The following is a 13299-nucleotide window of genomic DNA, read 5'->3' as shown; positions in this document are numbered from 1 at the left end:
CATCGATGCGTATATAGGGGCTATCGGACGATTATCCCACTTTGTTAACTTGGGTTTCATAACCGACATACCCACAGGCAGCGGCAACCCCCGCCCCGCAGTAGCGCGGGAACGGGGGTTGAACGGCGTGGGTTTTAGGAAGCGAGGTAGCTCTTCTTCGCCACGCGGCGGGCAATCTTGCCCGAGGAGGTGCGCTTGATCTCATTAGCGTTGAACCACTGGATGACGGCCGGCGTCACGCCGTGGTGCGCGGAGACTGCGGAGCGGATGGCTTCGGACGCGGCGGCGTCATCGGCTGGGTTGGCGCCGTCGGCGCGCTCAATGAGCAGCACGAGTTCCTCGGTGCTACCACCCTCCACGGAGAAGGCCGCGATGGAATCCGCACGTACGTGGCCCGAGGCCTCCTGCACGGTGCCTTCGATGTCCTGCGGGTAGTGGTTGCGGCCAGCCACCACGATGAGGTCCTTGAGGCGGCCAGTGATGTAGAGCTGGTTATCCACGATTGCCGCCAGGTCACCGGTGGCCAACCAGTTGTTGTCCTCCGGGGCATTCGGCACGCGGGAGCCCTCGGCCAGGCGCTCCCCCAGCGTGTTATGGAAGGTCGAGGTGGTTTCCTCCGTACGGTCCAGGTAGCCAGCCGCGCGGTTATCACCGTGGAGCCAGATTTCGCCCACGCGGCCATTCGGCAGCTCGGCCTTGGTCTCCGGGTCCACAATGGTCAGGTGCTGGGCCACGACGCTCTGGCCACAGGAGGCATAGGCCACGGAGTCCGCGGACTTCTCCACGATGACCGCCTCGCCCTCGGCCAAGCGCTCGCGGTCGAAGTGGGAAATAATCGGGCGCTCGGGTGTCTGCGGGGTGGTGACGATCAGGGAGGCCTCTGCCATGCCGTAGGAGGGGCGGAGGGTATCGCGACGCAGGTTGTACTCTTCCTTACCGAAGGTCTCCCAGAAGGAATTCACCGCGGACTCCGTGACCGGCTCCGAGCCGATCACGATGCCATCAACGTTGCTGAAGTCCAGCGTCTCACCTTCCGCCGGGGCGCCGTAGCGCGCGGCGAGCTCGAGGGCGAAGTTGGGAACCACGGCATAGGTTCCCTGCAGCTGCTCATCGATGGGCTGGCGCTTGAGCTGGTCAATCCAGCGCTTGGGCTGCTGCACGAAGTCACGCGGCGTCATGATTTCCAGGTTGAGGCCCAAGATAGTCACGAAGGTTGCCAGGATGATGCCCATATCGTGGTGCATCGGTAGCCAGGACACCACGCGCGCCGGCATCTTGATCTGCACCGCGGTGAAGATCTGCAACACATTGGTCATGATGTTGCGATTGGTCAGCAGCACACCCGCTGGGGTGCGGGTGGAGCCGGAGGTGTACTGCAGGAAGGCCGGGTGGTCCACCGGCGCGGTCTGCAGCGCAGCAAGCGCGGCCTTCCCCTCCTCTGTCTCCAGCGGGTTCACCCAGCTCTGCGCCAAGGAATCCGGCAGAGAGTCGATGGAGATGATGCGCGGGCGCTCAGCCGCCGGGCGGTCCGCGAAATAAGCTCGGTTAGCCGCAGCTGAAATGTTGTTGGTCAGCACGATCGACGGGTTGGCATCGCCGAAGACTGCCCGCAGGTGATCGGTGTGGCCGGGCTCGTTCGGATCGTAGAGCGGAAGCGGCGTCATGCCCGCGTACATCGCGCCCAAGAAACCAAAGATGTACTCGGGAGAGTTGCCCGCCAGGATGGCCACGCGGTCCCCCATCTTGCCCACCTGCTGCAGGCGTGCTGCTACCGCCTTGATGCGGGTATTGACCTGGGAGCGGGTGATATCGCGCGGGGTGCCCTCCGGGTTATCGGTATAGACCCACTGGCGCATGACCGGGCGATCCGGGATTCCCGCCTGCTGCTCCGCGGCATAGACGTGTTCAGCGAGCCCCGCCAATGTGAGGTGAGGCGGTAGGGCAATGTTGCCCTTCTCGTCGAAGAACTGGCCGATCAAGGCTTTCAGGTCCATGTGGGAAAGCTCCTTCGTAGGGTTGAGAGGGGCACGCACCCCTACTTCACGTACTTTTGACATTGAAAATATCAGAAGAGATGTGCCGAGCGTTACATGGCACGCGGTGGAGGTGGGGTGCGGGGGCGTCGCCAAGCACTACTGCGCGTCGATGGTGTCCTTCGCCCACTGCGTGACCCACTGATTGGCCGTGGTGCCTTCGATGACGTCCGGATTGTAGGCATACAGTGCATGAACACCGTTGGCGTCGATGAGATCACGCGCGCGTTCGAGCCCGTTGCTGACATCCAGCGGGGCATCACAAATCGAGTCATTCGGCGCACAGATTTGGAAGGTGCGGTCCGCCAGCGCCCCGAAGCCATTGGCGCGCTCACCGCGCATCGTGGCACCCGGGACGATACCCTGAATCAACGTCGAGACCGGCTGCAGGGCAATCTCCGCGCCCACACCGCCGACGTGCGCGCCCGGGTTAATGCCCACGCCATCCTGGCGCCGCCCATCCGCAATGAGAGCTACGCCCGCCACGCTTTCTGCGGGCACGGGACCGTTACCGCCGCCAATCCGGTCCGCCACATCACCCGCGATGACCGCTCCCTGCGAAAACCCGCTCAGGATGAATTTCGTGTTCGGGCAGGTCTCGTGCATGTAGGTCAACTCGCCCTCTAGGCGCGAGGTGCCCTCATTGCGGGAATCGTCGTAGCTCATCTCGTGCTGCGCGTTGATGTTCTTAAACTGCGCGGTGTACGGCAGCGTCCACACCTTGACGTCCTCGGGGACGTAGGCCTCCTTCAGAGGATTCGTAATCGACAGCATGAAGGAGTTCGGGTTCGCGCCTGGGTTAATGGGATCATCGTCCGCAGCGGATTCCCACGTTCCCGGAGCGGAGATAAACTCCACGCGCGGGCACCAGTCCGGTTGCTCGGGGCTCGCGTCCCCCTCCTCCTGGGAGGGGGCGGGCTCCGCCAGGTTCCCTTGCTCTCCTTCCTCATTGGTATTGAGAAAGTGGACCGCTCCCCCGCCAATCACGGCTAGGAGAACAACGACGGCAAGGACGGTGAGTGTTTTACGCATGAAGAAATTTCTACCTTGACAAGGCGCGGGATTGGCTGGAAAATCCCTGCCACATTACTGAGCGCAGAGCTTGTTGCCCTGCTCGGTGATGAGCTGGACGACGTCCTCGTGGCTGAGTTCCGTGCGACCCTGCTCGATGAGCTGCCCGGCCACAGCCGGCACGGTGACGGCATCGCCCTGGCAGGAAGCTTGCGCAGCCCCCACCAGTTGGTCTTCTACGCCGTCGATGTTCACACCTTTCTCAGCCACTGCAGCCAGGAAGTCCTGGTCCGGGCCTTGCGCGGGCGCGGGCGTTGGGATTTCGGAGATCTCGCGCGCACCACGGTCTTCCGGCTCCTCGCCTGGCGTTCGCTCGGCCGAGGCGGATGCAGAGCTTTCGGATGCCTTGCTTGCCGACGATTCACCACTCGCCACCGAGGAGCGCTCCAGCGGAGCCACGGAGGTTTCGGTGGCATCACCCTCGTCGACGGTGGCGGAACCGCAAGCGCTCAGCAAGGTGCCGGCCGCAAGCAGCACCGCCGCACCAGCTGCTGCGGTGGGTCGGGCAGAGAAAAGACGCATGACAGTCCCTACTTCTTATCCGCCTGGACCTGGCCCATGACCTCACGAATGACGCCGTGCTGGAAGGACTGAGTCAGTCCGCCTGCCGGAATGGAGGCGTAGTCCTTGGTGGGCCAGCCAAACTCACCCTGCTCCCAGCCGTGCTTGCCCCACTCATCAAAAATCTTGCCCTTGAGGATGTAGTGCGCGCCGGAATCCATGGACCAGTAGATGTTGCCGTGTTCGAATTCCTGGAAGAAGCCGCCGTTGACGGCCGTCTCCTCGCCCACCGGGTAGCCCAGCTCGGACTCGGCAGCCTTCAGTTCCTTGTATTTCGCGCCGATAGCACCGTGCACGATGTGGGTGGAGCCATCCGGGTTGCGGGTTAGCACGCCGTTCTCGAAGTCCTGGACCTCGCCCTCGCCAACCTTGCGCGGCTCGGACACCGGGTACTTGAGGTCGCCGCCCTCGAAGCCGTTCTTGCCCCAGGCATCGAAGAGGTCCTTCGAGATGGGCCAAGCGCCGGTCTCCGGGGTCCAGTAGATGGAACCGTGCTCGAAGTGGACGTAGCGGCCGCGGCCGTCCGGGGTCTTTTCCTCGCCGGTCTTCGGGAAGCCCAGCCAAGAGGTCGGGCCACCGAGCTCGGAGTAGCGCGCACCAATGCGGCCAATGACGGCGTGGGCACCGGTCTCCGGGGACCAGTAAGCGGTACCGGCCTGGAAGTCCTGGGCCTTGCCGCGATCGGCAACGTCATACTCGTTGTTCACGCAGTCACCGATAATGCCGGACTTGGTAGCCTCTGCAATAGCGCCGATCGGGGTGCAGTCAGCGCCGCGGTCACTCTTGTCCAGGCCGAGGGAATCAGCGATGTAAGGCCAGGCCTCGGTCATCTCGAACTGCCAGTACTCCCAGCTGTGAACGCCGGTCGGGCGGAACTTCACGACCGGCTCGACACCGGCGCGCTTGGCGTAGTCAACGAAGGTCTGGGTAGACATGCGCGAGATTGCCTCTAGACCCACGCCGGCCATGTTGGCCTTGCCCTTGGCCACCGAACCGAGCTGGCCGTAGTCATCCTTGCCGTTGCCAGCGGAGACATAGACCTTCATGTCCTTGAGGTTCTCGATGCCCAGCTTCGGATCGTGGTCAATCCAATCCTGGGAGTAGAGGTCACCCCACATGTTGGTGGAGGTGAATCCGCCAGCATCAGCCTGGGCAGCGGTAATAGCCTCCGGCATACCCGTGGTGGTGGTATCGAGGTAGCCCGAGAAGGAGCCAACGTACTTGAAGGCCCACGGGTTCCGCTCAGCTAGGTTCATGGCGGCGGTACCACCCATGGAGATACCGGTAACGGCGCGCTTGCCGTTGGAACGGTAGCCCTTCTCCAGAATCGGGATAAGCTCCCGCATCAGGAAGGTCTCCCACATGTAGTGCGTGCCGTTGTCCTCCTTCTGCCAGTCAGAGTAGAAGGAGGACTCACCGCCCACCGGCATGATGAGGTTGACGTTGCGGTCGGCGTACTGGGAGAGGATGTTGGTCTCGATAGTCCAGCCGGACTCGTCATCGCGGGCACGCAGGCCGTCCAGCGCCCAGACCTCCGGGAAGGTCTTATCCGGGCTGGAGTACCAGTCACGCGCGAGCTGGATCTGTACGACCTGCTCCTTGTCCGGCATGGCGGCGGACTTGATGTAGACCATGAGGTGGCGGTTGGTCAGGTACTCAACGCGGGAAACAGATACGCCCTCCGGCAGGCCCTCAATCTCCGGGTATTCGGTATCTACCGGGGTACGCTGCGGCGGATTAGAGGGAGCGAAGGAATCGGAAAGGTTGGAGCTGCCTAGGAGATCAGTAATGCCCTCGGTGGAGGAGCTGGACGACTGCGCGTTGGCGATTGGCAGCAGCGCAAAGCCCACTGCCACGGCGGTGGGCAGTGCGGCGATGGTCAGGCCCTTGCGGGCTGCGGACGGGGAACGCAGGCCGGACGCCTTGGCGGACCGGCGGGGCTGAGTTGACGCAGTGTTCGGCATTGAAGAGTCCTTGTAGGGGTAAATCGAGATGAGGGCACGCGGTGCCGCGAGCGGGCTCCGCAGGTTCCCCTCCTGCGGAACTCGCCGCCGCACGCGTGGTGAGCGGTCTAATGTGTTCTCAAGTTTAAGTTTAACTTGAGACTTTCGGTAGGGGGACACGCCCAGCAAACCAATGAAAAAGCCGCCGTGCTCTTAAGCACGGCGGCGAGACAGTAAGTACTTACCAGGCGTTCATAACGTTAAGCACCTGCGGCTTGGAGCGCTCGAGTTGGTAGCCGAACTGCTCCCAGTTGTGCAGGCCCTGGGCCGGGTAATTCGTCTGCAAGCGAACACCCATGGCGCGAGCCTTCAACTCCCACAGGCGGGTGGTGCCGTTGGCAAAGCCCTCCAGCGCCACGCCGGCCGCGATGTGTTCCGGACGGTAGCGCTGCTGATCCAGCGGCCCCGGGATGCCGGAGGCGGCGGAGACGTAGACATCCGTTCCGTTCGCAGCCAGATCCGGGATCAGGTTGAAGGGGTCATTGCTGAAACGCTTCGGGTTGATGATGGACCCGTACATGGCGTTGATGTTGAAACCGCCGGCGTCGAGAAGCGCCAGGCGCATGAAGGTCTGGGCACCCGGCAAGGTCGTGGTGAGGTAGCCGGAGTAGGACAGCGCCTGACGGAACTGCTCTGGGTGCTTGCCCGCGAGGGTAATCGCAGCAGTAGCACCCATGGACAGGCCAGCGATGGAGTTATTGTTGCGGGCCACGCCGAAGTTGCCCTCAAGGTAGGCCGGAAGCTCCTGCGTCAGGAAGGTCTCCCACTGGTAGTTGACCGGCTTGACCAGATCGTAGGTAGCCGGACCGTTCCAGTCCGCGTAGAAGGAGCCCGCGCCGCCCACCGGCATCACCAGGGTGATGTTGTGGTCTACATAACTGCGCGCAGCGTTGACGTCATTGACCCATGCGTTGGTGAAATCGGTAGCGCGCAGGCCATCGAGCAGGTAAAGACCCGCATTGCCGCCGTTCTTAGCGGGCTGGATCTGCACTGGGATGTTGCGGCCCATGGCCTGGGACCACACGTCGCAGCGCTGTACCCAGTAACCGACGCGATCCCATTCGCAGGCGCCGGTGGCGTCGCCACGCAGCCAGTCACGGTGAGCGGCGGATGCTTCTTGCGTACCCGCGGTCACGACCAGGCCCAGAGCCACAGCGATGGCTGCCACCACTGAGAGGACCCGAGTCCGCAGGCCGGAGCTTAGTGAACTCATGTTTCTCCTTAACGTTTTTACTGCCACTAGTACATCGCCAACACGCCAGCGATAGTTACAGATCAATAACAGGAATCTTTCGTAGCGTAACGCACCCTGACAATTTTCGCCTACCCATGGGGGTGCTCCCCAGCTCACACCAAGCTAATGGACAGGATAATCGCTGGGATCATCGGAGAGCATGAGGGTGCGGCCCGAGGTCAGTGAGAAGGTCAGGTTTTTGAGGAAGCGCTCCCGCGTTAGGGGCTCGCTGTAGGAAGCGATGAGCTCCTGCACCTCTGGCGTCGCCAGCGCCGCTCGCGCCTGGCGGGTCTTGTCCTTGTCATACCACGGCGGGAGGTACTCGATGTCCGCGCCCGTCTGCGCAGCCTGCCACTCCACGTCGAGGTGCTTGTCGTGGCCCACGCGCCCGCCTTCCTCACGGGGCATGCGCGCCGCCAGCGGGGTGGCCAAGCCGATAGTGTCGAGAACTCGGACATTGAGCGGCGCGTTCATCGACGTCATGCCCAAGTTCACCAGATACACCGTCGGCGGCTCATCCATACCCGGCTCGCGCGGAACGGTGAGCCAATTGAGAAGGTCCTTCTCCTCATCTTCCACATAGATCGTGGCCAGGGCATCTCCGTCCACCAGTTTCTCGCCGGCCTCTTCGTAGCCGCGCATGAACTTCATCCCCAGGTAGTCTTTGGCCGAGCGCGGCGGGTAGCCCGCCTCACGGTTGGTGGCATAAGTCCAGAAATCACGTTCGTCCACGATAGACAGCGGTTGCTCATAAGCCTCCCAGTCCATCGGGTGCCCGCGCAGCACGATGACGACAGCCCACACCGCACAGAAGACTGCTGCAAGCGCGGACACCAGCTCCTTTAGCGGCAGCACGAAAACCGGGAGGAGCGCAGCGAAGAGCGGCAGCAGCAGCATGCGGCCATGCATGAAGTCACCGCCGACGCGCAGCACGTACAGCACGTGCACCGCCGCGGCCCCGACCATCAGGTAGGTCACGGTGGTGGAACTGCGCAGGGCTGCCGGGCGCAGCTGGGCGCGGAAGGTCCACAGCGCCGCACCCGCCAGCACGAGAACGGGCAGGTACAGGGCATAAGGCCCTATAAAATCCTGCAGGTAGTTCAGGCCGCTGCCCCACGCGCTTGACGACGCCGACTTTGCCACCGCCGTGTGCGGCGTCAATAGGCCGTAATAGCCCATGCGGAAGAACTGGTAACCCGCGGGGATGGGCAGGGCCGCGCCGAGGATGCCGAGCCAGGCTTTCCAGTTGCGGTGCGCTGCCAAAAGCAGGAGGCCGGCAAGGCCGCCGTAAAGCGCGAACTCCGGGCGCACGAGCCAGGACAAACCAGCCCACAGCGCGAGCCAATAAGCACTAGTATTCGTGCGGGATTGCGCCCAGTGCTGCAGCAGCGCCCAGAGGGCGGCGAGGTAGAAGATGGACAGTCCCCATTCCAGCCCGGAGGTGAAGAAATCACGGGCCGGAGGCAGTGCGAGGTAGACCAGCGCGCCGGCGGGAGCCACGAGTGGTGCAGAAAACTGGCCCGAGCGGAAGAAGGCCCGGGCTGTGGCCCACGCCCCCAACATCATGGCCGCGACCGCCAGAAACAATCCCAGGTTGACGGCGATGGACTCCAGCGGGGCGTTCGTGACCCAGCGGGCAAGCAGGATAAGGTACTGCCATAGCGTCGAGGTATTGGCCTCCACGCGCTCACCCACGTTGAAAACGGGGCCGTTGCCTTCCTCAAGGTTGCGCACCGTGCGCAGGACGATCAGGCCGTCGTCGGAAATCCAGCGGCGGGCGAAGCCACCCCAAAACGAGAAAACTCCGATCACGATGACCGAGGCCAACGCGCTGAGCGCGGCCACGGTACGTGTATCGGATTTTCGCATGAGGAGAGAGTTTAGCCCATCATGACTGGCATGATGTAAACAGCCATGGCGATGCAGGCCAGCCACAGCAGAGCCAGAATCTGGAGGACGCGGTCCTCCAAGGCAATCTCGTCCGGGGCACCGCCGTTGCCGCGGTCCACGTCGGCAGCATAGCGCAGAATCGCGATGGTAAACGGCACCATGGAGATTTGGTACCACACGCTGGCCGGGCCATCAGACTCGTTGGAGAGCTGGAATCCCCACAGGGAGTAGGACATGACAACTGCAGTGGCCGCCAGGGTCCACACGAAGCGCAGGTAGGTAGGAGTATAGCCCTCCAGGGATTTGCGGATCTTGGCGCCCGTGCGCTGCGCTAGAAGGATCTCCGAGTAGCGCTTACCCGAGGCCATGAACAGGGAGCCGAACGCGGCAACCAGCAGGAACCATTGCGACAGCACGATGCCCGCGGCCACACCGCCGGCCATGGTACGCAACATGAAGCCGGAGGACACCAAGGCGATATCGATCACCGGCATGTGCTTCCACCCGAAGCAGTAGCCCAGCTGCAGGCCAATGTAAATGGCCATGACGATGGCGAGCTCCAGGCCCGCCGTGGCCAGGAACGACAGGCCGATCGAACCGATGATGAGCACTGCCGCCATGACATAGGCCAGGCCCACCGGAAGCACGCCGGCCGCGATTGGGCGGAAGCGTTTCGTCGGGTGCGCGCGGTCAGCCTCTACATCGCGGGCATCGTTGATGAGGTAGATGGAGGACGCGCCCATGCAGAAGACGATGAAGGCGAGGAGGACGTCGAGAAGCACGCGCGTGTGAAACAGCGACTCCGCGCCCGCAGCCGCAGGAGCCGCCAAGACCAAAACGTTCTTGACCCACTGCTTGGGGCGCAGGGCCTTCACCATGCCATCGGCGAGGTTCTTCGGCGGCTTGCGCTTGCGGCCGGTATCGATGCCGGAGGTATGCGGCTCAGAGTGGAAGACTCTCTGTTCGCCGTCGTCGACGCGGTTGGGTCGTTCGCTCATGCGGTCTTCCTTTCATAGCGGTGACATGCTTCCGCGGTGGCGGCTCCCAGCAGGGCACCGATCGCCGTATCGGATGGGTAATGTACCCCGAGCACCATACGCGAGGCCATCATGACCGGCACACCAACGAGCGGTGCCGGGGTTCCTAGAACGTGCGCTGCACCCACGAGGAACGCGCTTGTCGACGTCGCGTGGGACGACGGAAAAGACAGCTTAGACGGGGTTTTCACGCCGACTTTGACGTAGTCATAGTCCGGGCGCTTGCGGCGCACAATGCGCTTGATCACAACGCTGGCCGCGTGCGCCGTGAAAGCACCCGCACCGACGGCTAGCCACTGGCGGCGACGCGCCGGATTCTGGTAATTCACGGCGACACCTAAGCCGGAGAGCGCCAGCCACCCTAGGGCGTGCTCGCCGAAGTGGCTTAAACCCCGCGCGGTGGGCAGAACACCGGGCGCATCAAAAGCCGCGTCCTGAATCTTTTCAAGGACGTGGGATTCGGCGACAGAAAGCTTATTGGGCATCGAAGACCTTTCGCCAGGACTCGCGGGAGGTCAGCTCCGGCAGGGCCGCGCGGTACTCGGCGCGCAGGTCATCGAAGTTATCCTCGATTTCCTTGAGCAGCTCGCGGGTGGACTTCACCAGCTCGAGGGCCAGCTCGCGGTCGCGCTTGCGGAAGGCCACGCCGGTGCCGCCCGCGGTGGAGACGGTGGCGGAATCGACGCGGGAGAGCGTGAACCAGCGGGCCTCCTCCGGGGTGAGGTTGAGCTGCGGCGCTTCATGGTGTGCCGGGTCTTCCTTGGTGACCAGGTGCTTGGCGGACTTGATGAGCCACGGGATCTTCTTGATCTTGCCCAGGCGGCCGCCGACATTGCGGGTCGGCACGCCCGGCGCGCCGGTGGGCGCGGGTAGTTGGTCCGCCGAATCGATAATGACGGCGTCCGGGAATTCCTTACGGATTGCGGCGATGCGCGGCAGCGAGGACTCCAGGATGTCGAAGAGCTGATCCGGGCCGGCCAGGAAGTCCTTCATGGCCTCCAGCTGGATGGCCATGGTGGAGTACTCCATGCACATGGTGTGCTTGAGGGTGGACTTGAAGATGGACTTGGTAATCCCGCGCGCATCACCCTCGTGGTAGAGGGCCGCCACGATGAGGCGGTTGCGCAGGTGGAAGTAGGCCTGCCAGTCGATGGCATCGTCCTTATCCGCCCATGCCATATGCCAGATGGCCGCGCCCGGCCAGGTCACCGTGGGGAAACCGTGGGCGGCGGCGCGCAGGGAGTACTCGGTGTCATCCCACTTGATGAACAGCGGCAGCGGCTGCCCAATGCTCTCCGCGACGACGCGCGGGAAGAGGCACATCCACCAGCCGTTGTATTCCACGTCGACGCGGCGGTGCAGCGCGCGGGAGTCATATTTCTTCGGGTCGAGGTGGGACTGGGCATCACCGATGGCGCGCAGCGGGTACTTGGCAAAGTCGTGGTCGTAGACGGCGTGCTCGGCCGCGCCCCACATGAAGTCGGCGCGGTTCACGCGCTCACCGGTGGTACGCAGCTGGGAGCGCTCCTGCAGGTTAAGCATCTGCCCGCCCACGATGAAGGGCTTGGCGGCATAACGCGCCGCCTGGACTGCGCGGAGGATGGAATCCGGCTCGATGGCAATGTCATCATCCATGTAGAGGATGTAGGGCGAGTCTGTATTCTCCAGCGCCTCGAACATGATGCGGGAATACCCACCCGAGCCGCCCAGGTTGCCCTGGCGGAACTCGCGGAAGCGCTCACCGAAGTGCGCAACGGCTTCGTCGTAGCCTGGTTCGTCCGCGGGGTGCTGGTTCCCTTGGTCCGGCATAAGGACGTAGTCGATGATGCCGTCCACCACCGGGTCCTCCGCCAACGCCTGCAGCGCCGCGACGGCGTCGGTGGGGCGGTTGAAGGTCGGGATACCCACGGCCACACGTTTCTCCTGCGCCGGATACTCGCTGCCGTCCGGCAGGAGCTGCGGGTTCGGGGCGTGCGGGGCGCACCAAGCGGCGTCGGTAAGCACGGTGTCCTCAACGGCGGAGGCATCGAACCACAGCAGGCCGCCGTCCTCGAAGTTCTTCAGGGGCAGCTCGAACTCGTGGTGCCCGGTGGTCACCACGTGGTTGGCGACGGCGATGCGCTGGCCATCCTGCTTAGAGCGGTACAGGGAGATGTTGGCCTCGCCCTCGACGTCCATGACCAGCACGATGGACTTCAGTTGGGACCAGCGGCGCCAGTAGGCCGCCGGGAAGGCGTTGAAGTAGGTCTCGAAGGAGGCCTCTTCGCCGGCCGGGATGGTCACGGAGGTGCGGCCGCTCCAGCTGAGGCGCTCGCGGTTTTGCTCGGACTCGATGAGGTAGAGCATGCGGACGTCGACCGGCTCGCCACGCTTGGGCAGCAGGATGCGCTGTACGGGTTCGTACGCAGCAGAATTGTTGGCAGTCACGATATCTTCGGTTCTCCACACAGATTTCGACAGTATTCAGAAACCAAGATTAGTGCTTAAGCGCTGCTGCGCTGAGTTCCCACGCGGCTGCTCTTATATGACTCCTTGTCCGCATCCGCGCGCCTTAATCTACTGCAACGTCCACTTCAGCCGAGCTTTGCGCAAGAAAGATGCGCCTTGGCGAAAGGTTTCACACCAGAGGCTGGTGGAACCCTTTACGTCCTGGTGCGCCAGATCCCCAGACTTGGAACCCGAAACCTCCAGTTCACTGCTCAACTAGGCCACAGTGCTTGACGACGCACGCAGCATGTTTCGGGTTCTAGGTCTGGGGAAATGGTTATGGCACTGGAATGCTCGACCCGACAAGTGGCAAATCACAGCTCTCAGGGTTTAGGCCGTCACCGGCGCATCCTCCGAGATGGGCTCGATACCCAGGCGGTTGAGCATGTAGAGCACACGGGCGCCGAGGTCATCGGCCAGCTCACGGGTCTCTTCCACGGTTTCTGCGGTGGCGATGTCCCAGATCTTGACGTCCTTGCCGGCTTCATCGCGCGGGACCTCGCGGCCGAGGTACACAATGAAGTCAGGGATAGTCACCAGACGCAGGTCCTCGACGTAGCGGTCCGGGTGCTCCGCCATGCCGCGCTCCTGGAGCACGTGAGCCATGTGCGAGTCCGGATCATTTTCGGGGTGGGCTACGGCGGCGTCGACCAGCAGGGCCTCGCCAGCATACTTCTTCGTCAGCGCCACAGCGGCCTGCGCCAGCGCGTGGTCGGTGCCCGCGGAGAAACGCACGTGGATGCGGTGGGTGCCGAAGTGCGCGCGCACCTCGCGCTCCACCATCACGGGAATGAATTCTTCTAAAGTCGCACCAGCTTCGTGACGCGCGATGGTGGCATCGAGGAAGGAGTCGATCTCCCGCGCGGTGTACTCGTGGCCATAATCTGCGTGCAAGTCGTGGCGCAAGGTATCGAAACGGCGGGCGTTCGGGGAAGTCATCTCTAAACTCACTTTCTGTTCGCCTATTGTTAACCTACTGTTAA

General features: G+C 63.2%; 10 protein-coding genes. All 10 read right to left on the bottom strand.

Annotation, left to right across the window (positions count from 1 at the left end; all coding sequences use genetic code 11):
* Window positions 1–134 precede the first annotated feature (134 nt).
* The 10 genes from HMPREF3147_RS00450 to HMPREF3147_RS00405 all read right to left on the bottom strand — a co-directional run bounded on the left by HMPREF3147_RS00450 (window position 135) and on the right by HMPREF3147_RS00405 (window position 13255).
* Window positions 135–1994, bottom strand: a complete 1860-nt coding sequence (locus tag HMPREF3147_RS00450) for a FadD32-like long-chain-fatty-acid--AMP ligase (protein WP_070443297.1) — start codon at window positions 1992–1994, stop codon at window positions 135–137.
* 138 nt (window positions 1995–2132) lie between these two features.
* Window positions 2133–3065, bottom strand: a complete 933-nt coding sequence (locus HMPREF3147_RS00445; RefSeq protein ID WP_070443295.1) for a cutinase family protein — start codon at window positions 3063–3065, stop codon at window positions 2133–2135.
* Between the two features lie 54 nt (window positions 3066–3119).
* Window positions 3120–3626 (bottom strand): hypothetical protein, encoded by a 507-nt coding sequence (locus tag HMPREF3147_RS00440; protein ID WP_070443293.1) that lies wholly within the window; start codon window positions 3624–3626, stop codon window positions 3120–3122.
* 8 nt (window positions 3627–3634) lie between these two features.
* On the bottom strand, window positions 3635–5548 hold the full coding sequence (locus HMPREF3147_RS00435) for an alpha/beta hydrolase-fold protein (protein WP_371325727.1): 1914 nt from the start codon (window positions 5546–5548) through the stop codon (window positions 3635–3637).
* A gap of 301 nt (window positions 5549–5849) precedes the next feature.
* A complete protein-coding gene (locus tag HMPREF3147_RS00430; protein WP_070443289.1) occupies window positions 5850–6881 on the bottom strand; it encodes an alpha/beta hydrolase in 1032 nt (343 codons plus the stop codon).
* Between the two features lie 144 nt (window positions 6882–7025).
* Window positions 7026–8771, bottom strand: coding sequence for an arabinofuranosyltransferase AftB family protein (locus HMPREF3147_RS00425; protein WP_070443287.1), 1746 nt, complete (start codon window positions 8769–8771; stop codon window positions 7026–7028).
* 11 nt (window positions 8772–8782) lie between these two features.
* Entirely contained in the window at window positions 8783–9790 is a 1008-nt protein-coding gene (locus tag HMPREF3147_RS00420; RefSeq protein ID WP_070443285.1) for a decaprenyl-phosphate phosphoribosyltransferase, read from the bottom strand.
* Window positions 9787–10314, bottom strand: coding sequence for a phosphatase PAP2 family protein (locus tag HMPREF3147_RS00415; RefSeq protein WP_070443283.1), 528 nt, complete (start codon window positions 10312–10314; stop codon window positions 9787–9789). The genes HMPREF3147_RS00420 and HMPREF3147_RS00415 overlap by 4 nt, the downstream gene beginning before the upstream one ends.
* Window positions 10304–12256: a glycosyltransferase gene (locus HMPREF3147_RS00410; protein ID WP_070443280.1), complete on the bottom strand. Its 1953-nt coding sequence runs from the start codon at window positions 12254–12256 to the stop codon at window positions 10304–10306. The genes HMPREF3147_RS00415 and HMPREF3147_RS00410 overlap by 11 nt, the downstream gene beginning before the upstream one ends.
* A gap of 390 nt (window positions 12257–12646) precedes the next feature.
* On the bottom strand, window positions 12647–13255 hold the full coding sequence (locus HMPREF3147_RS00405; protein ID WP_070443278.1) for a three-helix bundle dimerization domain-containing protein: 609 nt from the start codon (window positions 13253–13255) through the stop codon (window positions 12647–12649).
* Window positions 13256–13299: the final 44 nt, after the last annotated feature.

This window comes from Corynebacterium sp. HMSC05D03 (assembly GCF_001807205.1).
GTDB classification, from domain to species: Bacteria; Actinomycetota; Actinomycetes; order Mycobacteriales; family Mycobacteriaceae; genus Corynebacterium; species Corynebacterium aurimucosum.
Note: the sequence above shows the minus strand (reverse complement) of the source record. Positions and strands in the feature narration are given on the sequence as shown.

What these genes read in the sequence shown, in the direction of transcription:
- HMPREF3147_RS00450 (WP_070443297.1), bottom strand. Translation starts at nt 1,994, where the DNA reads ATGGACCTGAAAGCCTTGATCGGCCAGTTCTTCGACGAGAAGGGCAAC.
- HMPREF3147_RS00405 (WP_070443278.1), bottom strand. Translation starts at nt 13,255, where the DNA reads ATGACTTCCCCGAACGCCCGCCGTTTCGATACCTTGCGCCACGACTTG.
- HMPREF3147_RS00430 (WP_070443289.1), bottom strand. Translation starts at nt 6,881, where the DNA reads ATGAGTTCACTAAGCTCCGGCCTGCGGACTCGGGTCCTCTCAGTGGTG.
- HMPREF3147_RS00425 (WP_070443287.1), bottom strand. Translation starts at nt 8,771, where the DNA reads ATGCGAAAATCCGATACACGTACCGTGGCCGCGCTCAGCGCGTTGGCC.
- HMPREF3147_RS00445 (WP_070443295.1), bottom strand. Translation starts at nt 3,065, where the DNA reads ATGCGTAAAACACTCACCGTCCTTGCCGTCGTTGTTCTCCTAGCCGTG.
- HMPREF3147_RS00415 (WP_070443283.1), bottom strand. Translation starts at nt 10,314, where the DNA reads ATGCCCAATAAGCTTTCTGTCGCCGAATCCCACGTCCTTGAAAAGATT.
- HMPREF3147_RS00440 (WP_070443293.1), bottom strand. Translation starts at nt 3,626, where the DNA reads ATGCGTCTTTTCTCTGCCCGACCCACCGCAGCAGCTGGTGCGGCGGTG.
- HMPREF3147_RS00420 (WP_070443285.1), bottom strand. Translation starts at nt 9,790, where the DNA reads ATGAGCGAACGACCCAACCGCGTCGACGACGGCGAACAGAGAGTCTTC.